Source organism: Streptomyces sp. NPDC006516 (assembly GCF_040611875.1).
In the GTDB taxonomy this organism is placed as follows: domain Bacteria; phylum Actinomycetota; class Actinomycetes; order Streptomycetales; family Streptomycetaceae; genus Streptomyces.
Window position 1 is genome coordinate 1 of record NZ_JBEXPD010000017.1, and the last position, 24,672, is coordinate 24,672.

Sequence of the window (24,672 nt, forward strand, 5' to 3'; positions counted from 1 at the left end):
CCGCCCCCCTGCATCCCGTCGCCCGCCAGGCCCTGCTTGCCTCACTGGACGAGGGCTGGGCCGATCCCGCCCGGCTCTACCGCGAGGGGCGGCTGTCCACCGGACCCCTTCGCCATGTGGCTATGGGCCGTACGCCTTGAAGGCGATCACGTGCGCGTGCCGCGCCCCGTGCGTCGCGTCGACCACGAGCCGTAGCGCGTCGGTGCGTACGGGGCCGCCGTCCGGAGTCTTCAACGCGTGTACGCGGTGGCGGCGCCGGTTGTCCGTCACCGTGAGGAGTGTGTGCCAGGTACCGGAGGCGTCGCAGCTCTGGACGCGGTAGTCGCGTACGAGTTCCGGCATGACCTCGTACGGGGTGCGGTGGCGGTGCAGGTTGTTGAGGTACTCGTCGACGTCGTCGTCGAACACCAGGCGGATCTGGGTGAGTTCCTGGTCGGCAGTCCAGTCGAGACGGAGCCACCGGGCGTCGTCCTCCGGCGCGGAGGACCACATGTGCGGGCCGCCGTAGGGACGCTGGTATCCGCCCACGGCCCGTTCTGGGTGGAACGCCCTGGTGCCGGGGGCCGCCCGGAAGGCGAAGGTCTGCCGGCGCAGGCCGCGGGCCTGCCATTCCAGGACCGGCTGGCCGTCCTCCTCCGGGATGTCGTGGTCGACGCCCGCGTCCCCCTCGGCCTTCCGGCGCAGGGCGAGGACACCGTCGGTGCGTTCGGGGAGGAGGACCAGGGCCGCGCCGGGGCAGGCCCGGACGATGAGGATCGCGTTCCGGGGTGTGTCGGGGTGGTGGTCGAGGCGGGCCGTGACCCAGTGGGGGCCGCCGGGCGGGACGGTGACGGTGGTCGTGAGGAGGTGGTCGGCGGGGACCGCGTTCTCGGGCCGGCCCGTGCTCCACAGCTCCACGGTGAGTTCGCGGGACCGGCCGTTCGGATCGCCGTGGACCAGCAGGTCGACCGCGTCGAGTGCGGGGTCGACCGGCAGCAGGAGGGCCAGGTCGCGGGTGAGGGGGTACGGGGTGCCGGCTGCGTCCTGCGTGGGCTCGGCGGCCAGACGGGTCAGGCAGGACGAGGCGGTGACGCGGGCCGTCCGCGCCAGGTTGCCGGGGTCATCGTCGGCGAGGCCGATCACCGAGGCGTCCTGGCGCAGCAGCGTGCGGCGCACCAGGTCCGCCCGCTCGGTGGCGAGTTCCCGCGGCGTGAGGTTCTCGGCGACGCACAGGGCCGCGGCGGTACCCGCTGCCTCGCCGAGTGTCGCGCAGGTGGCCATGACGCGGGTGGCCCCGAAAGCGATATGGGTGGCGGAGATGTTGCGCCCGGCGAAGTGCAGGTTCCTGACGTTCGCCGAGTAGAGGGAGCGCAGGGGGATGTGGAAGATGCCGTCCGCGTACCGCTGCCGCGCGCCGGGTTCCTCGGCGTACATGCCCTGTACGGGGTGGAGGTCGACGGACCAGCCGCCGAAGGCGATCCGGTCCTCGAACTGGCGCTGCTCCAGGATGTCCTGCTGGGTGAGGACGTGATCGCCGAGGAAGCGGCGGTACTCGCGCTTGCCGGGGAGGCTGCCGACCCATTCCAGGGTGAGGTTCGCCGCGTCCGGGAACTGGCCGGAGTTCTTGATGTGGTCCCAGACACCCATGATCACGGCCTGGAGCTCGTCGCGGATGCGCTCGTTGTCGTGGACGGTGTCGAGTTCGCCGCCCCACTCGATCCACCAGTAGTCGCAGCCGTTGTCGCCGGTGCGCAGGATGCGGTTGCGCAGGATGGGGGTTGTCGACAGGTCCTTGGCGTAGGCGGGCGGTACGAACTTCACCGGCCGGCCCGTGTCCCTGGTGTGGAAGAGGGTCGTCGAGCCGAGCAGCGCCTGGTCGGCCTCGGACGGTGCCCAGGGCTCGTCGAACTCGGTCCGCGCCTCACGGCCGATGCGGTAGCGGGCGCCGGCGAGGTGGCCGAGAAGGCCGTCTCCGGTGCAGTCGAGGAACTGGCGCGCGTGGAAGGTGATGCGGCGCTCCGAGCCCATCATCCAGCCGGTGCAGGAGTGCACCTCACGGCTGTCCTCGGGGCCGCTCGCGTCGACCTCGCGTACGTCGGTGTTGAGGTACAGATCGATGTTCGGTTCGGCGAGGACGGCGTCGAGGACGACCTGGTCCCAGTAGTAGGGGTTGCCCTCGGGGTTGCGGTACTGGTTCTCGGTGTACAACTCGCCCATGATCCCGGTCTCGCGGGCCCAGCGGTGCACGCCGTGTGCGGTGGCGCCGCAGACCCAGACACGGATCTCGCTGCTGGCGTTGCCACCCAGGACGGGCCGGTTGTTGACCAGGGCGACGCGCCGGCCGAGCCGAGCCGCGGCGATGGCCGCGCAGGTCCCCGCCAATCCGCCGCCGATCACGGCGATGTCGTAATGGACCTCTTCTTCCCGCACGGTGCGGCCTCCTCGGTGTGAAGCTCGGATACTCCCCGCCACAGCGGGCGGCCTTGAACGTACATCACATCCATATTGTGCAACCACTGTTCAACCCTTGGGATCCGCTGTAAGTTCCGGTTGCGGCCACCGACCCGGCTGTCGTGAGCCGAAGTGCAAGTTCGGGGCAGGTGGGGCGTGTTCGCCGGTCCGGCACAGAATCGGCGATTCACCGACGAAAAGGGTTGACGCCGTCGCACGATATGGAGAACGATCCCGCATGCTGCAACTTGTATTCATCGCAGTGGCGGCACACACGCAGGGCTCCGGCGCTCCCGCCACCACTTGAGAGGACAGACCCATGAGTACGGCCGCACCTCCCCAGAAGGCGCCCCCGCCGCGCGAGCAGGCCGGGGGGCGGCTCTCCAACGGTGCGTTCGCCCTGCTGCTGACCGCGCCGGGACTCGCCCTGTTCGCGGCGATCATCTTCTACCCGCTGCTGTCGGCGCTGTTCACCGGCTTCTTCAGGCAGGATCTGCGGCTCGCGGGCCGGGAGTTCGTCGGCCTGGACAACTTCGCCTACTGGCTGGACGGCGACTTCCTCACCATCCTCGAGCAGACGCTGGTCTTCACCGTCGGCGCGACGCTCGTCCCCTTCGTGATCGGCTTCGCACTCGCGCTCGCGCTGAACACGGGACTCAAGGGCAGCGGCTTCCTGCGCGGGCTGTTCCTGTTCCCCTGGGTGATTCCGGGCGTGGTGGTCTCCTTCCTCTGGATGTGGATCTTCAACGCGAACTACGGGGTGCTCAACGGCGTCCTCATGGAAGCCGGATTCATCGACGAGTCCGTGGCCTGGCTCGGCCGGCCCGGCACCGCGATGCTCGCCGTCATCGTCACGAAGACCTGGGCCAGCTTCCCCTGGATGATGGTGATGCTCCTCGCCGGTCTGCAGACCGTGCCCAAGGAACTGCACGAGGCGGCCTCGATGGACGGGGCGGGATCGATCCGGCGCTTCTTCGCAGTCACCTGGCCGCAGGTCCGCGGTGTCGCCTCGATCGTGCTGCTGCTGGAGTTCATCTGGAACTTCCAGCACTTCGACACCATCTACGTCCTCACCGGCGGCGGGCCCGCCGGTACCACCGAGACGTTCGCGACCGCCGTGTACCAGACCGCGTTCAAGGGCTTCGACATCGGCCGGGCCACCGCACTGGGCGGACTGTGGATGCTGCTCCTGCTCCTGCTCGTCGCCGTCTACCTCAGGATCACCGAGCGGAAGGGCGACGCCTGATGACCTCCACCACCTCCACCCCTGCGCCCGCCGTCGGCCGGCCGCAGCCGTCCGCCACGCGGGCCGGGCGCAGCACCCGGCGCCGTGTGCGCAAGGACCTGCTGCGCTCGCGGATCGCCGCCTGGAGCGCGGTCGTCGTCATCGGTGCCTTCGGCCTGCTGCCGGTCTACTGGCTGCTCGCCACCGCGCTGAGCACCCCCGAGTCGACCTTCCAGTTCCCGCCGAAACTGATACCCACCGATCTCACCCTCAGCAACTTCACGGCCCTGGCCAAGAACGACCAGCTGATCGATTACATGATCAACTCGCTCGTCGTGGCCTCGATCACCGCCGTGCTGAGCGTGGTCGTCGCCACGTACATGGGCTACTCGTTCTCCAAGTTCCGCTATCGCGGGCGGCGGTCGCTGATGCACCTGGTGCTGGCCTCCCAGATGTTCCCCCAGGCGCTTCTGCTCGTGACGCTGTACACCGTCTTCTCCAGCTTCGGCATGCTCAACACGTACACCGCCCTGGTGCTCTCCTTCACCACGTTCACCATGCCGCTGTGCGTCTGGATGCTGAAGGGCATCTTCGACACCATCCCGGACGCCCTGCTGGAAGCGGCGTCCATCGACGGCGCGTCCCGGTGGCGGACGCTGCACTCCATCGTGGCGCCGCTGGCCGCGCCGGGGATGATCGCCGCCGGGCTCTTCGCCTTCGTACGCGGCTGGAACGACTTCATCTTCGCGCTGACCCTGGCCGACAAGGAGAAGCAGACCCTGCCCCCCGGACTCGTCTCCACCTACATCGGCGAGTTCCAGACTGCCTGGCCCCAGCTGATGGCGGCCTCGCTCGTGGTGTCCGTCCCGGTGATCGTCGCCTTCATGTTCCTGCAGCGCTACCTCGTCGGCGGCATGACCGCCGGCTCGGTCAAGAGCTGAACCCGCAAGGTCAGCCCGGCTTCCCTCCACTTGCCCTCCCGCTCACTCCCATGGAGAGATCATGACCACCTCTGGCATCAGCCGGCGCGGCGCGCTGCGCATGTTCGGCATCGGCGCGCTCGGTGTAGCGGGCGCCGGTGTGCTCGGCGCCTGTGCGCCGTCCGGCGCCGGCTCCGCGTCGAACGGCGGAGACCCGAAGTCCAAGGACTTCGACTTCACCTCCTGGTCGCTCAACGAGGAGGCTGCCAAGCCCTCGATCGAGAAGATCATCGCGGCGTGGGAGAAGGCCGAGAAGTCGACGATCCGTGCGGTGTCGTACCCGTACAACGAGTACCTGAGCCAGCTCACCCTCAAGCTGGGCGGCGGGGAGACGACGGGAGCGGTGCACCTCGACATAGCCTGGCTCGCCGCGATGGCGCAGATGGGCAAGCTGGCAGACCTCGGATCGGTGGCCGGGCAGGCCGGTTACACGGACGTGGCGCTCAAGAGCGGCGTCTGCGACGGCAAGCAGTACGGGCTGCCGTGGAACACCGGATCGATCGGTGTGATCGCCAACTCGCAGCTCCTGGAGAAGGCGGGGATCAAGAAGCACCCCACCACCGTCGAGGAGTTCGAGGCCGCGCTGCGGGAGCTGAAGGGGCTCGGGGGAGGTGTCGTGCCGTATGCCGCCGCCACCAAGGTCGCGCAGCTCAAGGACATCTTCCCGTGGATGCAGACCTTCGGCTGCACGATGCTCGACGGCGGGAAGGTCACGATAGGCGACGACGCCTCGGTCGACGCGGTCACCTGGTACAAGAAGCTGCACGACGAAAAGCTGATCGCCGCCGACGTGGACCGCTTCGACGCGCGCGCCCTGTTCGGGCAGGGCAAGGCGGCCTTCTACGACGACGCGATCATCGGCAAGGGCGTGACCTCCGCCCAGTCCAAGGACAAGACGCTGGCCGACGCCATGCAACCGATGGAGCGCCCGGTGCTCAAGGCCGGGGACACGCCGCAGGCGCTGCTGTGGGGTGGCGTGATCGCGATCGTGAAGGGCAAGGGACAGGACGCGGCGACCGAGTTCGCGCTGCACACCACCACCGACCGTGCCACCACCTCCGAGTACTTCGCCGCACGCGCACTGCCGCCGTCCACCACTGCGGGCCTGGCCGCTCCTGAGGTCGCCAAGGACACCTTCACCACGGAGTGGACCCAGAAGATCACCAGGACGGCGACCGGCAGTCCTTTCTGGCAGTTCGCGCAGAACGCCCAGATCGAGGAGGCCGTCGCCAAGCAGGTACAGGCGGTCCTCGTCGGCACGTCGAAGCCGAAGGACGCGATGAGGCAGGCCGGCGAGGAGGCCGCCGCACTCATCAAGCGCTGAGGCCGAGCACCGTGGTCCGGGCCCGGCGAGCGCCGCACGCGACGCCGGGCCCCGCTTCGTACCCCACCCCGCACGACGACCGCGCCGGCCGGCTCCCGGGCCTGCCGTGCGCGTCATCTCCCGCGCCACGCGCCCGCACCCGTGAAGGAGCTCATCTTGCGACGTCCCACGGTACGCACGTACACCGCATCGGCCGCGGCCCTGGCCGCTCTCCTCCTGCCGGCCCCGGCAGCCGGGGCGGGCACCGCGCAGACCACTGCAGCCGAGGCGACCGTGATCGAGAAGGTCCCGTACACGATGGACGCGTCGAACCAGGCTGCCTGGTGGACGCCGGTCGCCACGTACAAGGGCCGGGGGCAGTACACGTACTTCGCCTTCAACGAGCCGGGTTCGACGGCGGCGACGCACCGGCCCGCCATCGCACGGCGCGACCCGGACGGGCTCTGGAGCCGGCTCCCGCTGCTGAACAGCGACGGGCAGCAGGCCGAGTTCCCCGACGACAACGGCCACAACCAGCCGTCGATCGCCCGCGACGGCAACGGCCGCCTGCACGTCTTCACCTCCATGCACGCCAACTCGTGGCGCTACTTCCGCACCGATGCCCCCGGCGGCGACGTCACCGACCACGCATCCGAACTGCCCGATCAGGGTGTGGGCGTCACCTACCCGGTCGTCACCACCGCGCCCAACGGCGACCTGTACCTGGCCGCCCGCGTCGGCACCGGCTCCGACCAGCGCCCCGGCAAGCTGTACCGCTGGGACAACGCCAACTCCCGCTGGAGCGTCGCCGCGACCTTCGCGAGTGCGCTGTACCGCTCCGTGTACCCCGACGACATCACGGTGGACGCCTCCGGCCGCGTGCACCTGCTCTACGAGTGGGCGAAGGCGCCGGCGACCGCGTTCCGCCACCAGCTCTCGTACCTGTCCTACGACCCGTCGACCGGCGCCTTCGCGGACAGTACGAACACGACCGTCACCACCCCGGTCACGCCCGCCACCTCCGACGTCGTCCAGGACCTCACCGCGGGCGAGGAGTGGAGTGCCGACAACGCCTACACGGGCCCGGCCGTGCAGAGCGCCAAGCTCACCCTCGACGGCTCCACCCCGAAGATCGCCTACCGCTACCGCTCGGCGGACAGCGGTGGTCACTTCCGCGTGTACTACGCCTATCCGAGCGGTGGCGGCTGGGTCGGCAAGACCGTGTACGCGGGCGGACAGACCGCGGCGGCCCTCGGTATCACCTGGGACGAGACGGACACCAAGCGGATCTACTACGTGACCACCTCCGGCACCGACCGGGTCTTCTCCGCGACGCAGTCGGCATCCGGGGCCTGGACCGCGCAGTCCGCCACGCCGGGCGTGACCGCGGACCGGCTCGCGGTGCGCCGGGACCCGGACGGGCGCGATGTGCTTTACGTTCCGGACACGGCACACAACACCCTCTACTACGCGACCCGTTGACACGTCCTGTTGCTCGTCGCTGTCCGTACGAGGGGAGGTCACGGCCGTACGGACAGCCCAGGCGGGCCGGGCACGACGCGGATATGCGTCCGCTCGACGATCGAACCGTCCGTGACGCCGCCGCCGGCGACCTCAGGGCCGTAGCGGCGGCACCCACCTGGAGCTCTCGGAGCCGCCCCGACCCCCGACCGGGGGCACGGCGGGGTCGCGCCCCGGCATGCGACGGCGTTGTTCCGCTCGCGAATTCTCCGGTAAGGGGGCGAACGCCCAACCCCCGCACCTGCTGACATCCGTGGCCGGCGAGCCCCCTCAACCTCGGATGCAAAGAAGTGTCGTGCCCCTGTTCTCTCAGGGGCACGACAACACACCGGTCAGATGTCACAGAAGAGACCAGTCAACTCGGTGACCTGCAACGATCAGAGGGATTCGGCCGCTGAACTGCGCGACTTCCCTTTCGGTCGGCCGGACGGCGCCTCGGGGGCGCCGCCCGGGACCGGTGCCATGTGTGGTGCTCCTGAGCTCAGCTGAAGTTCACGTCGCTGCACCACATGTAGGCCTGGTCGAGATGTGAGGCCTGCCAGATCACGAACACGATGTGGTGTCCGGTGTAGCCGGAGGTCTGGACGGGGAACGTGATGTCGTTCGCCGGCGCGTAGCGACCGGTCTGCGTGATGAAGTCGAGGTTGCCCCAGCCCAGGGTCTGGGTCTTGGGGTCGAAGCCCTGCTTGCTCACGTAGACCTTGAAGTAGTCGGCACCGTGGGACGCCTGGTCGTACAGGTGCACCGAGAAGTTGTTGCCGACCGTGGTGGTCTTCCACGCCCCGGGCTTGTTCAGGCTGGCGTTCCGGGACAGGTTGTTGCTGCAGAGCGTCCCGTCGGGGGTCTTCGCCTGGAACTGGCCGCCGAGGCCGTCGCGCAGAGCGCTCATCCAGTTCCACATGGTGTCGGAATTGCTCTGCCAGGCCTGCCAGCACATGGGGTCCTGCGTTTGCATGGCCGGGTCCATGTGGTTGCTGCCCCACGTCTTCCAGCACTGGTAGGCGCGGGTGGCGGGGCCGACGATCGTGCCGTGGGCCTGGGCGGGGGTCGACCAGGCCAGCGCGCCGGCGAGAACGGCGAACAGCATGACGAACGCCTGGAGGGGCCGGCGGAGGTACGACCTCGAACGCCTGGTCAACGGAATCTTGTTGTGCATGTGGGGGGAACTCCTTCCAGTGGCAAGGCTGTGATGGGAGCGCTCCCAACGGTACGACGTTCGCGTGAAGTGTCAATAAAACCAACCAAGTTGATCACAAATCGGGTGGGCAGGGGATGTGCCGTGAGCGGGATGGCCGTCCTCGCCGTCATGTCGGGAGGGAGACCGGCTCGCCGTGGCGCCGCGTCGGTTTGCGCTCTTGCGGATCCGGACCAACCGAGGAGACTGCCTTCATTCCCCGGTCCCCTCCGTACCCGGCAGCACCACGCCGGACAGGTCCGAGCGGCGCCGGGGAGATCGGTCCACCGTCACCCCCCCCCGGGATGAGGTCCCATGAACCGGAACCGAGCCGTCGTCAGCGCCGTCACCGTGACCCTGTTATCAGCCGGCCTCGCCGTCGGCCCTGCAGTCGCCTCCGCCTCCGCCTCCGAAGTGAAGGCGCGCGTCGGGGGTGACTGGGAGACCCGGACGATCGTCTTCACCGCCGCTGCGGGCCAGGCCAACGACCTCAGCATCTACCCGATGTACACCAGCGACGGGATCCGCCGGATCGGCTTCAGAGACGTTGTCCCGCTGGAACCCGGCGAGCACTGCGCGTACGCCGGCGCCGAGGACACCACCGCCGTCGTCTGCGAACTGCCCGCCGACAGCGCACGGCCCGACAGGATCGACGTCTTCCTCGGCGACGGCGACGACACGATCGCCGCCTTCACGCCCGGCATGAACAGGGTCAGCGGCGGCGCCGGCGACGACGAACTGCACGCCCACACCGCCCGCACGGTGCTGGGCGACGCGGGGAACGACATGGTCATGGGGCCCGCGGCCCTGCACGGCGGGGACGGCATGGATCACCTGATGGGCGACAGCGAGAACCAGCGGATGTGGGGCGGCCGAGGCGACGACATGATCGAGGGCTACGGCGGTGACGACACCGTGTACGCCGGCTCCGGCGACGACCACGTCATGGGTGGGGACGGCCGGGACATCCTGCTCGGCGGCTCGGGCGACGACATGGTGCACGGGGAAGGCGGCGACGACCTCGTCTGTGGTGGCACCGGGAAGGACGCCCTCGACGGCGGGGACGGCCGCGACATCGTCCTGCCGTAACCGCCGCTCTCTGCCCGAAGACCCCGAGGCACCGAAGTTCCCGAAGGCTCCGGCCTGCGGCGCGAACAGCGAGGCGGGCGCTGAATCACCGCCTGGCGACCCCGACTGCGACAGGCGGCAGACGGAAGGCGACAGCATCACGCGACGGGCGTCAGGGCCGATTTCCTGAGCAGCTTCCTGGCAAGCACCCACCCGCCTCCTCTCGACGCGTGCTCATGCGCATGAGGCTCGCAGTGGTGGATCCGGCCGGGTACGCGGCCGACGGCCGACGCCGGGCGGACCTCCACCGCGCCGCGGTTGACGCCCGCCACCGGGACCACCCCCGCACCGGGCCTCGGCGCGGGCCTCGGCGCGGGGTGGCCCGTCCGCGATGCGCGTTCTGCTGATCCGCCTGTGTGGTCAAGCCCCCGTGCGGCCAACCATGTGCGGCCAGGCCGGCCAGGCCCCTGTGCGGTCAAGCCCCGAGTGGGCTTGGCCGCACTGTGTTGTGCCGACCCAGGTGGTGCCGCCGACGTGGCGAAATCATGACCCTTGGGTGAATCGGCTGTGACGGAGTCGTGATTGTTACCGATGAGTTGATGTCGGACATGTGTTCTTGTGCATTCCCTGTGACGCGTGGCAGAGTCCCGTCAGCCTTCGTCGATCATGTGAATCGCCGCATCCACCCTAGGGACTTCGTGGTGTGCGGGACCTTGGCGCGGCGTGCAGCGCAGCAGGCCAGGCGGGGGTATCAGTCGGGGAGGCCGCGGACGTTCGATGAGCGTCGTGCGCAGGGGGCGGGGGGCTTGATGATGGTTCGCGCGGGCAGACGGGGCGGCCGCGTCGTGGCCGGTATGACACTGGTGGCAGCCTTCACGCTGCTCGGTCCAGGAGCGCTGCCGGTTCCGCAGGCGGTCGCCGCCGCGGGCTGCGCCGGGGCGCAGCACGACTTCAACGGGGACGGGATCCGCGACACCGTCGTCGCCGACCCCGAGGCCACGGTCTCGGGCAAGGAACGTGCAGGGCAGATCCACATCGTCTACGGGGGAGGCAAGGGAACGTTCCTGCTGTCGCAGGACTCCCCGAACGTCTCGGACGGCGCCGAGACCGACGACCGCTTCGGCTTCTCCTACGTCGTGTACGACGCCAATCTCGACGGCTGCAGCGACATCGCGGTGGGCATCCCGTTCGAGGACATAAACGTGGCGGAAGGCCCGGTCAAGGACGCGGGGCTCGTCCACCTCATCTACGGCTCGCCCACCGGCATCGCATCCGGAGGACTCGGCACCATCGGTTTCCGGCAGGGAGCCGACGGCAAACTGGGTGGCGGCTACGAGGCGGAGGACTGGGTCGGATACGCCGTCGCCGCGGGCACATCGGCCAGCGGCATCCCCTTCCTCGTCATCGGAGCGCCCGGCGAGGACGGTGCCGAAGGCAAGGACATGGGGATGTTCCACCATGTCTACGGCACCGGGTACAACGTGGCCCACGTCGCGCAGGACTCGGCGGGCGTCTGGGAGGATCCCGAGCCCAACGACCGCTTCGGCGCGTCGATCGCGGCGACGGACCGCCACTTCGTCGTCGGCGCGCCCGGCGAATCCATCGCCACCACGTCCCAGAACGTCGAGTTCGCCGGGGCTGTCATCGCATTCCGGCCCTCGATCAACACGGACGGCATCCCGGCCCCGCTCTTCGGCATGGGGCAGGGCCGCAGCGGCAGCGGTGACACCACCGCGCAGACCGGCGACCAGTACGGCCTTTCCCTGGCGATGGCTCCCTACCGTCCCGCCGGAGCGACCGCGAACAACGACTCGCTTCTCGCGGTCGGCGTTCCCGGTGAGGATCTGGCCGCCACGGTCGACGCCGGAGCCGTCCACACGTACCACATCAAGGCGGACGGAACCCTCCAGCACCTCAAGTGGATCGACCAGAACCAGCCCGACGTCGAAGGCTCGGCCGAGGCGGGCGACTTCTTCGGACAGCGCCTCACCGCGGCCAATACCGCCCCGACCGCCACGGGCACCGCGGCGACGATGCGACTCGCCGTGGCGGCGCCCGGCGAGGAGCTGACCGAGGAGTACCCGGAGGAGGGCGGCGTCCACATCTTCCCGCTGCTCGGTGAGCCCGGCGCCGGTGACAGCTGGATCTCACCCGGCGACGGCGTTCCCGCCGTCCGCGCGCCCCGCATGCTCACCGGCATGGGCCTCGGTTCCAGCCCGACATCGCTGTACGTCGGCGTCCCCTACGGTCCCGCAGGGAACAGAGCCGTCCACGCGTTTCCCTGGAACACCCCGAACGGCGGCGCGCCCACGCAGACCTGGCGCCCCGGTGAAGGCGGTATCCCGGCCGACGCCGTTGCCTTCGGTGTCCAACTGAGCTGATACGGGGCGCCGGTGGGTGCACGGCACATGCCGTCGTGCACCCCGCGCGACAGTGCCCCTCGGAATCGGTGCGGCGGTGAATGCCGTACGGCCTCGTGCCGCCCGCCCGGCCTTCTGCCGGCGCGTGTGTTCTCGCGCCGTTCGTACCCGCCACGCCTGCCACACCCATGAGCGCCGTCCGACGCCGTCGCGAGACGACTGTCACCACCATGCCCGATGCCGTTTCGGGAACCTCCGGCCGACGGCGAGCCGGAACGATCAGGGGAGGAACCATTTCTGTGACCAGTCCGATGCGCCCACCGAGGCGTACGGCCAGAGGAAGAACAGCGCTCGCCGCAAGTGCCGTGTTGCTGACCGCATTTGCCCTGGGCTTCGGCCCGGGAGCGCCCTTCACGGCACCCGCCACCGCCCTGGCCGCCGGATGCTCGGGCGTGGACTCCGACTTCAACGGGGACGGCGTCAGGGACACCGTGATCGCCGACCCGGAGGGGACCGTCAACAACGTCCGGGGCGCCGGTCTGATCCACATCGTCTACGGCGGCGACAAGGGCAGCATGCAACTGTCCCAGGAGACTCCGAACGTTCCGGGGGGCGCCGAGCCCGACGACAGGTTCGGCTTCTCCTTCGCCGTCTACGACGCGGACGCCGACGGGTGCAGTGACATCGCCGTCGGCCTCCCGTACGAGGACCTCGCCGTGGGCGACGTCACCGTCCGCGACGCGGGCCTGGTCCAGATCGTCTACGGTTCGGCGGCCGGGCCCGCCGGCGGGAAAGCCGTCAAGGAGCACTCCCAGGGCGCGACCGCGTCGCTCGGCGGGGGCAGGGAGACGGGGGACTGGGTCGGCTACGCCCTGGCCGGAGGAAAGACCGCGGCGGGCACGTCGTACCTGCTGATCGGCGCCCCCGGTGAAGCGCTGGGGACGGTCGAGGACGCCGGTGCCTTCTTCTACGTCTCCGCCGACGCGGCCACCGTCGTCGGAGTCAACCAGGACACGACCACCGCCGGGCCGGTGCCGGGGGAGATGGAGGTGGACGACCGTTTCGGCTCGTCGTTCGCGGCCACCCCGACTCACTTCGCCGTGGGAGCGCCCGGGGAGGCGATAGGCACCGTGCCGTTCGCCGGAGGCGTCGCGGTCTTCAGTCACACGCTCGTCTCCGGCCTTCCCAAGCCGCTGGTCGGCCTGGCTCAGGACCAGGACGTCATCCAGGGCGCCGAGGAGCCGGGCGACGGTTTCGGTACCGCGCTCGCCATGGCCCCGTACCGGCCCTCGGGCGCCACCTCGACGACCGAGTCCCTGCTCGCCGTCGGCGTCCCCGGCGAGGACCTGGCCACGACCGTCGACGCGGGAGCCGTCCAGGTCTTCCGCATCACGGCCACCGGGACCTTCACGCAGGTCTACTGGCTCGACCAGAACACCGCCGACGCCGAGGACCAGACCGAGGCCGCGGACTTCTTCGGACAGCGCCTCGCCGCGGTCAACACCGCACCCAACAGCACCGCTTCGGCCACCACCGTCCGCCTCGCGGTCGGCGTGCCGGGCGAGGAGGCCTCCGAGGAACACATGGACAAGGGCGGAGTGCAGATCTTCCCGCTCGTCGGCGCGGCCGGCGCCTCCGACGCCTGGATCGACCCGGGCTGGGGTATCCCCGGAGAACCCGCACCCCGCCAGCTCGCCGGAATGAGCCTGGGCGCCACCCCGTCAGCCCTGTACGTGGGCATGCCCTACGGGCCCGCCGCGGAACACGCCGTCCACTCCTTCAGCTGGAACGTGGCCTCAGGCGGCGCGCCCACCCGCACCTTCAAGCCCGGCTGGGACGGCGTCCCCACGGGCGATGTCGCGTTCGGAGCCGTGACCCGTTGACGAACGACCTGGAGAACAGACGCATGTCCAGACGCATACGACGCGGCCCGGTGCTGCGTGGCGCGCTCGCCGCAGTGGTGGCGGGCGCGGTGATGACCGGGATCCTCAGCGCCCAGTCGGAAGGCCCCGCTCCCGACGAGGCCCCCGAGCCGTCGATCGCCGCAGCGGGCAAGCCGGTGCAGAGCGAGGCCGAGGCACTGACCGTCGCCAGGAAGAGCGGCCAGAAGGTCGAGATCCTCGGCATGCGCACCTCGCGCCGGGAGATCTACGCCGAGCCGAACGGCACGTTCACGGCCCGCGAATACACCGACCCCGTCCGTACCTTCCAGGAAGGTACGTGGGTCGACATCGACCGGACCCTCGTACGGCACGCCGACGGCTCGGTCTCGCCGAAGGCCGCGGCGGTCGCGCTGTCCTTCTCGGACGGCACCGCCGGCGAGCCGTTCGTCACGATGAACCAGGCGGGCCGCGAGCTGGCCCTCACCTGGCCGTACGGGAAGCTGCCCGCCCCCTCGCTCGACGGCGACACGGCCACGTACAAGGACGCACTGCCCGGCGTCGACCTCACCGTGCGCGCCGAGGCGGACGGCTTCGGCCACCTCCTGGTCGTGAAGACCCCCGAGGCCGCGGCCGATCCGCGGCTGGCCCGGCTCGACCTGGGTCTGAAGACCGACGGACTCAAGGTCGCGGAGGACGCCTCCGGCGCCATCAAGGCCGAGGACGCCGCCGTCGGCGGAACCGTCTTCGAGGCCGGCAAGCCCGTGATGTGGGACTCGGCAGCGGTCAAGGAAGCCGCGGCCAAGGCCCAGGGCCCCAAGGCCGTGTCGAAGGCGCTCGCCGCCGCGACCGCCGACGCCGCACCCGCCCCGGCCGTCGCACCGAAGGCCGCCCTGGCAGGCCCCGGCGGCGGTGGCCGGACCTCACCGCTGGGCATCGAGGTGGGCAAGGGCAAGCTGTCTCTCGTCCCCGACCAGAAGCTGCTCCGGGGCGACGACACCGTCTTCCCCGTCGTCATCGACCCGATCCAGCGCACCACCTCGCGCACCGCGTGGACCGGCGTGATGTCCGGCATGCCGGGCGAGCAGGACTGGAAGTACTCCGGCAGCGCCGGTGTGGGCAAGTGCCCCACCGACTACAGCCCGGTCTCCTGCAACGGCGTGGGAGTGCGCCGGACGCTGTTCACGATGCCCATGTCGTTCTACAAGGGCAAGCAGATCCTCGGCGCGACGTTCTCCGCACGCGTCGAGCACATCTACAGCGCCTCGCCGACCGCCGAACCGATCCGGCTCTACCGCATCGGCGGCAAGAACTACAGCATCACCTCCTCGTCCAGCTGGTCCAACACCTCGGACGACTGGACGGACCACATCGGCACCGTCGACAAGGCCATCTCGCCGACGAGCTGTTCCAGCCAGGCCAACCTGCACTTCGAGGCGGGCGCGACCGGTGAGCTGACCACCGAGGTCAAGACGGCGGCGGCCGAGGGCTGGTCCTCCATGACGCTGGGCCTGCGGGCCGCCGACGAGTCCCGGCTGCCCGAATGGAAGCGGGTCTGCGGCAACGCCTACCTGTCGATCAGTTACAACAACCTGCCGCGGAAGATCACGACGCTCTCGCAGAACCCGGGCGGCATGTGCACCAGCGGTGCCGGCCGTCCGTACTCCGAGGTGCCGCCGCAGCTGCAGGCCGTGGCGAGCGACCCCGACCACGGAAACGGCCTCACCGACAAGGTCAAGGTCGAGTTCAAGGTGGACTGGACGGACCCGGTCACCAAGGAGGCCAAGACCTACTCCTACCTCACGCCGTCCTGGCTGGCGCCCACGTCCGGCACCAAGTTCACCCACACGGTGAAGTCGTCCATCCCGCAGAACACCGTCATCTACTGGAGCGCGCGCGCCTACGACGGTGACGGATACGGCCCCTGGAGCTACGACGGGGACACCGTGCGCTGCGAGTTCATGTACGACAAGACGCTGCCGGGCAAGCCGAACGTGCTGTCCAAGCAGTACCCCTCCGACACCGTGTACCACGACGGCGTCGGCACCTACGGCTCCTTCACCTTCGCCCCGAACCCGAACGACTCGGTGCCCGACACCGATGTCGTGAAGTACCGGTACGCGTTCGACGGCACCGCCACCCCGGCCACCACGGTCAACGCCGCCACCCCCGGCGGACCCGCCACCGTGAGCTGGATGCCCACCCGCTCCGGACGCCACTGGGTCGACGTCATCGCCGTCGACAAGGCCGAGAACCCGAGCACCAAGGCGCACTACGAGTTCCTCGTGACCGAGGGCACCCCGGTCGCCGGCCAGTGGAACCTCGCCGACGAACCGTCGAGCACCGAGGCCCACGACGAGACAGGCGCGTTCTCCGCGAACACCGGCACCGGTGTCACCTTCGGTGTGGAAGGCCCGGGCGGCAAGGCCGACTCGGCCGCCCGCTTCGACGGCACCGGCGACGCGTACGCGGACGTCAACGAAACGGTGCTGGACTCCTCGAAGAGCTTCAGCGTCAGCGCCTGGGTCCGCCCGAACGGCACCCCCACGCGTGACATGGCCGTCATCAGCCAGGACGGCACGGGCGAGCCCGGATTCACCCTCGGCTACGACCAGGTGGCGGGCACCTGGGCGTTCTCCGTCCCGGTGACCGACGTCGACACACTCGGCGAGTGGAAGGCCGTGGCCACCGGCGTCAGCGTGGTCCCCGACCAGTGGGTGCTGCTGACCGGCGTCTACGACGCGGCCAAGTCCGAACTGCGCCTCTACATCAACAAGGACTCCAAGGGCACCGCATCCCGCCGTTCGGTGTGGAAGTCGTACGGACCGTTGCAGATCGGCCGGACCACGGCCAAGAGCGGCTACCGGGACAACTTCTCCGGTGACCTCGCAGAGGTACGCGTCTTCGACCGCGTCCTGCCCGCCGCCCAGGTGGCGGAGATGATGACGGTCAAGCCGACCCGTATGAACTACTGGCAGCTCGACTCGGCCGCAGCGGGAGCCTCCGCGGACACGGGCACGGGTCAGAAGCTGACCCTCGCGGGCAACGCCTCCATCTACAACGCGCCCACGGACGACCCGTACTTCGAGGGCCCGTTCCCGATGGTCGGCGCGGGACACCTGGTCCTCGACGGTGACGGGGACTACGCGTCCACGGCCACCGCGCCCGTCACCGGCGCAAGCAGCTTCACGGCGACGGCCCGCGTACAGCTCACCTCCCTGGACGCGACCGAGCCGCAGACCGTGCTGTCGCTGCCGGGCCAGGCCGCCAACCGGCTCGCGGTCCGCTACCGGCCCGCCGCCGACGCGGAATCGTCCTCGACGTGGGAGCTGGCTGTCGCCGAGTCCGACTCGGCGACAGCACCGGTGAAGACCTTCACCGACGACCAGACGCTCCCGGACGTCGACATGGCCGGGCAGCACCTCGCCGTGGTGTACGACGCGTTCGCCAACGAGATCCGGCTGTACGTGGCCGGACAGCTCGCCGACATCGCGCACGGCACCGACGACACCCTCTGGGGCGCCACCGGCGCCCTGCAAGTGGGCCGTTCGGCCCTCGGCGGCGGCAGCGAGTACTTCGCGGGCGCCATCGACGAGGTGCGTGTCTACACCGGGGCAGCGGACATGACAGCGATCCGGCAGATGGCCAACGGGACACCGCTCCCGAACATGTGATCCAGGCGGGCGGGTGTGCCGGTTCCGAACAGAACCGGCACACCCGCCCGTTTCAGCCCCATCCCTCACTACGTGCGGAGACACGTGATGGCATTCAGAGGCCGGTTGTTGAACCGGCGCCTGCCCGGGCGGTTGCTTACGGCGACCGCCCTGGGTATCACCCTCGCCCTGACCGGCAGCGCAGTCCAGGCTGCGCCGTCGGCACCGGGGGAGGGGCGAGGCAGACCCGGTGTCCAGGACTTCGGCGACCCCGCGGAGGGCAAGAACGCACAGGCGAAGAAGCGGCCGGCGGACGAGGCGCAGAAGGCCGCCGTCAAGCGATTGGACAAGGCTGTCTGGCCTGCGGGCGGCAGCGCGAAGGTCGCCGTGGCCACCGCGTCTCCCATGGAGGAGAACGTCGGCGGGCTGCCCGTCGCCGTCGCCGCGATCACGTCCAAGACGTCCAAGACGTCCAAGACGTCCAAGACGTCCAAGAAGGCCGCGCAGCCGACCGGTCCGGCAGAGGTCGAGGTCGACGTACTGCCCGCAAAGCGGGCCAAAGCTCTCGGCGCCGGCGCGCTGATGCGCGTCGAGCGCACGGACGCGGCGGCGAAGGGCGCGAAGGTCCGTCTTTCAGTGGACTACTCGAAGTTCGCCGACGCGTACGGCGGCGACTACGGGGCCCGTCTGCAGCTCTTCCAGCTCCCCGCCTGTGCGGCCGTGGCGACCCCCGGCAGCGAGGCCTGCCCGGAGCAGGCCAAGCCCCTCGCCACCGTGAACGACGCCGAGGACCGCACCGTCTCGGCCGACGTCCAGGCCGCCGCGGCACCCGCCGCCATGACGGCGAAGGCCGCTCCGAGCGCGGCACCGCTCGTCGCCCTCGCCGCGGGCCCGTCCTCCGCCCAGGGCAGCTACAAGGCGACCGCGCTCGCCCCGTCCGCGACCTGGAGCGTCGCCAACTCGTCCGGTGGCTTCAGCTGGAGCTATCCGCTGCGTACGGTCCCCACGCCGGGCGGGCAGACGCCCAGCATCGGTCTCGGCTACTCCTCGCAGTCCGCCGACGGCCGCACCTCGGTGACCAACAACCAGGGCTCCTGGGTCGGTGAGGGCTTCTCTTACGACCCCGGGTACATCGAGCGCCGCTACAAGCCGTGCTCCGACGACGGGCACTCCACGTCGGCCGAGCAGTGCTGGGCCTTCGACAACGCCACGATCATGCTCAACGGCAGTGCCTCCGAGCTCATCAAGGACGACGAGACCGGCGAGTGGAAGTTCTCGTCCGACGACGGCACCAAGGTCGAGAAGCTGACCGGGGCGACGAACGGCGACAACGACGGCGAGCACTGGAAGGTCACCACCGCCGACGGCACGGAGTACTGGTTCGGACTGAACCGCCTCCCGGGCTGGACCGACGGCAAGGAGACCACGGACTCCACCTGGACCGTGCCCGTCTTCGGCGACGACTCCGGTGAGCCCTGCTACAACGCCACGTTCACCAGCGCCCACTGCAAGCAGGCCTGGCGCTGGAGCCTCGACCACGTCAAGGACACCCACGGCAACGTGATGTCCTACTTCTACGCTCCCGAGACGAACTACTACGCCCTCAACGGCAAGACGGACGTCAACGGCACCGCCTACCACCGCGGCGGCTATCTGAAGAGGGTCGACTACGGCCAGCGCGACGGCCAGGTCTACGCGGCCAAGGCGCCCGCCCGCGTCGTGTTCGACGTGGCTGAACGCTGCCTGCCCACCGCAGACTTCGACTGCGCGGAATCCAAGCGGACCAAGGCGAACGCCGCTCACTGGCCGGACACCCCGGTGGACCAGGAGTGCAAGGCGGCCACGAAGTGCACCGTGGGCCAGACGTTCTGGACCACGAAGCGCCTGACCGGCATCACGACCCAGATGCGCAAGAGCGCCACCGAGTACCAGGACGTGGACGCGTGGACCTTCACCCACCTGTTCACCGACAACGGTGACGACTCCAAGACCCTCTGGCTGTCGAAGATCGACCACGAGGGCCGTGTCGGCACGGCGGTGAAGTTGCCGACGCTCGAACTCTACGGCGAGCAGCTCGTCAACCGCGTCGACGCCGTCGGTGACAACATCGCCCCGTTCCACCGCTTCCGCCTCGCCGCAGTCCTGAGCGAGACGGGCGCCCAGCTGGACGTCAACTACGCGGCGACCGAGTGCACCAAGGCCGCCCTGCCCAAGCCGGGCGAGTCGACCAAGCGCTGCTACCCGGTGAAGTGGGCCCCGCCCGGCACAATCGAACCGATCACGGACTGGTTCCACAAGTACGTGGTCGCCGAAATAGTCGAGACCGACCGCACGGGCGGCGGCGACAGCCTCGTCACCCGTTACGACTACCAGGGCGACGCGGCCTGGCGCAGGGCGAAGCCGGACGGCATCACGGAGGACAAGTACCTCACGTGGGGCGGCTGGCAGGGCTACAGCAAGGTCAAGGTGACCAGCGGAAGCGCCGACAAGCAGACCTCGCGGATCGACTACACGTATCTGCAGGGCATGGACGGTGACAAGGACCCGAACGGCGGAACCCGTTCGGTGAAGGTCAAGGACTCGACGGGTGTCGAGTACACCTCCTCCGAGGAGTTCACCGGCCACCAGCTGGAGGCGCACACCTACGACGGCACGAAGCTCGTCTCCAAGGTGATCAGCGAGCCGTGGAAGCACTACACGGCGACGCAGACCCGCGACTGGGGAACCTCGCACTCGGTGCTCGTCCGGTCCGACACGGAACGCGGCTACAGCCTGCTGTCCGACGGAACCTGGCGCGCGACGAAGAGCACCACCACGTTCGACACGGGCAACGGCACCGGCCGTGTCCTGGAGGTCGACGACCAGGGCGACGTCTCCACCGCGGCCGACGACACCTGCACCCGCACCTGGTACGCCGACAACACGGCGGCCAACCTCCTCACCCTGCCTTCGCGCAGCGAGGCTGTGGGCGTGAAGTGCTCCGCCACCCCCGACCGCAAGACGCAGGTGCACGCCGACGAGCGCACCAGCTACGACGGCAAGGCGTTCGGCGCGGCACCGACCAAGGGTGACGCGACGAAGACCGAGCGTCTGACCTCGCACGACGGCACCACCGGTACGTACCAGGTCACCGGCACGACGACCTACGACGCCTTCGGCCGCCCGCTGTCGCAGAAGGACGCGAGCCTGGCTGAGACGAAGACCGCGTACACGGACGTCAACGGCCTCATCTCGCAGACCAAGAGCACCAACGCGCTGAACCACGTCACGACCACCGACTACGCCCCGGCCTGGGGAATGTCGGCCGGCCAGACCGACCCGAACGGCAAACGCACCGACCTGGCCTATGACGGCCTGGGCCGCCTGACCTCGGTCTGGCTTCCGGACCGGGTCAAGACCCAGACCCCGAGCATCAAGTACTCGTACAACGTGCGCCGCGACAAGGCCGTCGCGATCAAGACGGAGAACATCGAGAACGACGGCTCGTACGGCGCCGAGTACCAGCTCTACGACGGCCTGCTGCGACCACGGCAGTTGCAGACGGAGGGCCCCGGCGGCACGCGCATGGTCGCCGACTCGTTCTACGACGGCACCGGCAAGATCAAGAAGACCAACGCCACGTACAACGCTGCGGGGGCCGCATCGGACGAACTGCTGATCGTCCACAACGGCGAGGTCGGCCAGCAGAGTCTGCTGGAGTACGACGGACTCGGCCGTGCGACGGCGCAGATCATGGCAGTTTCCGGCGTCGAGCAGTGGCGCACCACTACGGTGTACGACGGCGAGCGCACGACGGTCGACCCGCCCAAGGGCGGCGTACCCACGACGACAGTCACGGACTTCGCGGGCAACACCAAGGAGATCTGGCACTACCGGGGCGACTCCCCGAACCCGCTGTCCGGCTACGACGTCACCAAGTACACCTACACCCCGAAGAACGAGCTCGAGACGGTCACGGACGCCAAGGGCAACGTGTGGCGCTACGAGTACGACCCGCTCGGGCGCAAGACGAAGAGCGTGGACCCGGACACGGGATCGTCGACGACGGCGTACGACACGCTCGACCGTCCGGTCCAGTCCACGGACAGCCGGGGCAAGAAGGTTTCGTCGGTCTACGACAAGCTGGGCCGCATCCTGTCGACGTGGCAGGGTGAGCCGAGTACGGGGACCAGGCTCACGGAGACCCGCTACGACAAGGCAGGTCTGCTGGGCCAGGCCTGGGCCAACATCAGCTACATCTCCCCGACCGAGTCCTTCGGGACCGTCGTCCAGACGATGGACGACTTCTACCGACCGCTCACCACCAACTACGTCGTGCCGGCTTCGCAGGGGTCTCTCGCCGGCACATACACTTTCACCTCGGCCTACAACCGGGACGGCACCCTGCAGTCCACAGGTGTGCCCGCCGTGGGCGACCTGCCGGCCGAGGTTCTGGTCAGCGGCTACGACGACCTCCAGCGTCCGACGACGCTGACGGGATCCACGCCGTACGTGACCAAGACCGTCTACTCCCCCCTCAGCCATGTCCAGCAGTTGGAACTCTCCACAGGCGCGGGCAAGAAGGTGTGGGAGACCTTCGACTACGAGACCGGTACGGACCGGCTGACCCGCTCGGTGGTCGATGTCTACGGGGCGTCAGCCCCCGTGAAGGAGTCCAACTACTCCTACGACCAGGCAGGCAACGTCCTGTCCATCTCGGACACGGCGAACTCCGCTTCGCCCGACGTCCAGTGCTTCGCCTACGACAGTCGGCAGCGGCTGTCGGAGGCGTGGACCGCCGCGTCGAGCGTGGCAGACGCGGCTGGAAACGGCACCCTGAGTTCCTCTGCACCGCTGGAGGGCTCCGGCCCCAAGGCGTGTCAGGCCGCGCCGGGCGCGGCGCCGCTGGGTGGCCCGGCGGCGTACTGGAAGTCGTACGTCACGGACGCCATCGGCAACCGCACGTCCGAGACGGTGCATGACACGGGCCTCAACGCGGCCCTGAACACCACCCGCACGTACACCTACGGGGGCGCGGGTGCGCTCGGCGACGGTCCGCACCAGGTCACCAAGGTCGTGGAGAACACCCCGACGGGTGACAAGCAGTCGTCGTACGAGTACGACGACGCGGGCAACACCACGAAGCGCACCATCGGTGGTGATGCCCAGAATCTGTCCTGGAGCGACGCGGGCAAGCTTGCCTCGTCGAAGGAGGCGAGTGGCGACGAGACCACGTACCTCTACGACAGCGCCGGCAGCCGGGTCCAGCGCAAGGACCCGACGGGAACGACGGTGTATCTGCCCGGCACGGAGTTGAAACTCTCGGCCGACGGCACCAAGAAGGAAGCGACCCGCTACTACACGCACGCCGGACAGACGGTCGCGGTGCGTACGAACGACAACAAGGTGTCGTTCCTCGCCTCCGACCACCACGGCACGGGCGAACTGGCCATCGACTCCGCAACAGGTGCGGTCTCGCAGCGCCGCTTCGATCCCTTCGGTGCCGAACGGGGTGAATCGTCCGGCACCTGGCCCGGAGAGAAGGGATTCGTCGGTGGCACGATCGACGAATCGACCGGTCTGACGCACCTTGGGGCCCGCGAGTACGACGCCGACATCGGCAAGTTCGTCTCTGCCGACCCGATCATCGATCACACCCAACCCCAGCAGATCAACGGCTATGCGTACGCCAACAACACGCCCGTAACGCTCGCCGACCCGAGTGGCATGGCGATTCCGGAGTGCCTGCAAGGGCTGATCGAATGCCGGGGCGGACTCCCTGTCAGCAAGTCCGGCCCCACGGCCGACGAAGAGCAGGACGTCGACGATGCCACCAGCGCGCTCTCCAGTGCCCAGGGGCAGCAGTCGGTCGCCACACAGCGCATCAAGTCCTCGGCCAAGGCCCTGGTCAAGATCGCGCGGGACATCCTCGGTGTGGACGCCGCGCTCGACTGCGTATCCAGCGGCGACATGGGTGCCTGCGGCGAGACCCTGCTGAACATCGCGGGCAGCTTCGCCGGAGGCCTCGCGGGCAAGATCCTGGCCAAGTACGGGGCACCGTGGAACTGGGCCAAGGGTGCCAAGCTTGCCAAGCGTGTCGTCGGTCTGGTCGGCGATCTCGTCGGCGGAGTCAAGGACCTGTGGAATGCCAGCAAGGCCGTCAACAAGGCAACCGAGGGTCTGGCCAAGGCGAAGTCTGCACTAGCGGCAGCGCAGAAGAAGGCAGCGGCGGCACTGAAGAAGAAGGAACCGGAGTGCCACAGCTTCCTTCCCGGCACCGAGGTCCTTCTACCTGACGGCACGTCGAAGCCGATCGAAGAAGTCCAGCTCGGCGACAAGGTCACCGTCACCGACCCGGAAACCGGTGAGACGACGGTTCGGGAAGTCGCCGGCACCATCGTCACCGAGGACGACAAGCAGTTCGTCGACCTCACGATCACCGACGACTCCGGCACGCCGGAGGCCCTGATCGCCACCACGACGCACCCGTTCTGGGTCGTGTCCGAGAGTGCGTGGATCAAGGCAGGAGACCTTCGCGCGGGGATGACGCTGCGCACCCCTGCGGGTGACACGGTCGAGGTTTCGGCCGCGCGCCACTTCGAGAAGCGCCAGCGGACGCACGACCTGACGGTGACGGGCATCCATGCGTATTACGTACTGGCTGACTCGACGCCTCTGCTGGTACACAACTGTGATCTGGGCAAGTACGCCGATTCTCTGCAGCCCAAGGCAGGGAAGAAGTCCGTCCAGTACGCATCCGAGTACACCGATTCCAACGGCAAGAAGTTCTACGGGCACAACGAGGCCCGCAACGTCGAAGATCTTCCGTCGCAGTTCGTGGACGCGCTGGGCGAGCGCAGCCACTACGGATGCGCGGAAGTGGGCTGCCTGCTCAATGCCTACCAGAGCGCAGTCAAGGGGGGAGCGACTCCTGAGCAAGCCACATCCGCGATCCGAGGGGGTTCCATCAGGACTGTGTTCGTCTTCAATGCGTTCTCCAAGGATGCAGCGAAACATGGGACCAAGGCGGATCCGTGTTTCAGTAAGTGCGACGGGATGCTGAAGGGGTTGGGGATAGACTTCTAATAGCTGCCCGGTG

Annotated in this window: 11 protein-coding genes; 9 read left to right on the forward strand and 2 right to left on the reverse strand. The window is 69.0% G+C overall.

The window, feature by feature from the left end; translation table 11 throughout:
• Positions 1-120 precede the first annotated feature (120 nt).
• Entirely contained in the window at positions 121-2,409 is a 2,289-nt protein-coding gene (locus ABZY45_RS31305; RefSeq protein ID WP_356745454.1) for an FAD-dependent oxidoreductase, read from the reverse strand.
• Positions 2,410-2,749: 340 nt separating this feature from the next.
• Between ABZY45_RS31305 and ABZY45_RS31310 the strand changes: the two genes are divergently transcribed.
• From ABZY45_RS31310 to ABZY45_RS31325, 4 genes are all read left to right on the forward strand, one after another.
• Positions 2,750-3,676, forward strand: a complete 927-nt coding sequence (locus ABZY45_RS31310; protein ID WP_356745456.1) for a sugar ABC transporter permease — start codon at positions 2,750-2,752, stop codon at positions 3,674-3,676.
• Complete coding sequence (locus ABZY45_RS31315; RefSeq protein WP_356745458.1) at positions 3,676-4,596, forward strand: carbohydrate ABC transporter permease; 921 nt, start codon at positions 3,676-3,678, stop codon at positions 4,594-4,596. Before ABZY45_RS31310 ends, ABZY45_RS31315 begins: the two co-directional genes overlap by 1 nt.
• 61 nt (positions 4,597-4,657) lie before the next feature.
• Positions 4,658-5,959 carry an ABC transporter substrate-binding protein gene (locus ABZY45_RS31320; RefSeq protein WP_356745460.1) on the forward strand — a complete coding sequence of 434 codons (1,302 nt, stop codon included), beginning with the start codon at positions 4,658-4,660 and terminating at the stop codon, positions 5,957-5,959.
• 156 nt (positions 5,960-6,115) lie between these two features.
• Positions 6,116-7,420 carry a BNR-4 repeat-containing protein gene (locus ABZY45_RS31325; RefSeq protein ID WP_356745462.1) on the forward strand — a complete coding sequence of 435 codons (1,305 nt, stop codon included), beginning with the start codon at positions 6,116-6,118 and terminating at the stop codon, positions 7,418-7,420.
• 520 nt (positions 7,421-7,940) lie between these two features.
• Here ABZY45_RS31325 and ABZY45_RS31330 read toward each other — a convergent pair.
• Positions 7,941-8,546, reverse strand: coding sequence for a lytic polysaccharide monooxygenase (locus tag ABZY45_RS31330; RefSeq protein ID WP_356745653.1), 606 nt, complete (start codon positions 8,544-8,546; stop codon positions 7,941-7,943).
• Positions 8,547-8,948: 402 nt separating this feature from the next.
• Here ABZY45_RS31330 and ABZY45_RS31335 point away from each other — a divergent pair, with 402 nt between their 5' ends.
• From ABZY45_RS31335 to ABZY45_RS31355, 5 genes are all read left to right on the forward strand, one after another.
• On the forward strand, positions 8,949-9,722 hold the full coding sequence (locus tag ABZY45_RS31335; protein WP_356745464.1) for a calcium-binding protein: 774 nt from the start codon (positions 8,949-8,951) through the stop codon (positions 9,720-9,722).
• Between the two features lie 833 nt (positions 9,723-10,555).
• A complete protein-coding gene (locus ABZY45_RS31340; protein WP_356745466.1) occupies positions 10,556-12,082 on the forward strand; it encodes a VCBS repeat-containing protein in 1,527 nt (508 codons plus the stop codon).
• Between the two features lie 344 nt (positions 12,083-12,426).
• Positions 12,427-13,944 carry a VCBS repeat-containing protein gene (locus tag ABZY45_RS31345; protein WP_356745468.1) on the forward strand — a complete coding sequence of 506 codons (1,518 nt, stop codon included), beginning with the start codon at positions 12,427-12,429 and terminating at the stop codon, positions 13,942-13,944.
• Positions 13,945-13,967: 23 nt separating this feature from the next.
• Positions 13,968-17,615: a LamG domain-containing protein gene (locus ABZY45_RS31350; protein ID WP_356745470.1), complete on the forward strand. Its 3,648-nt coding sequence runs from the start codon at positions 13,968-13,970 to the stop codon at positions 17,613-17,615.
• Positions 17,616-17,702: 87 nt separating this feature from the next.
• On the forward strand, positions 17,703-24,659 hold the full coding sequence (locus ABZY45_RS31355) for a polymorphic toxin-type HINT domain-containing protein (RefSeq protein ID WP_356745472.1): 6,957 nt from the start codon (positions 17,703-17,705) through the stop codon (positions 24,657-24,659).
• The last annotated feature ends 13 nt before the right edge of the window (positions 24,660-24,672 follow it).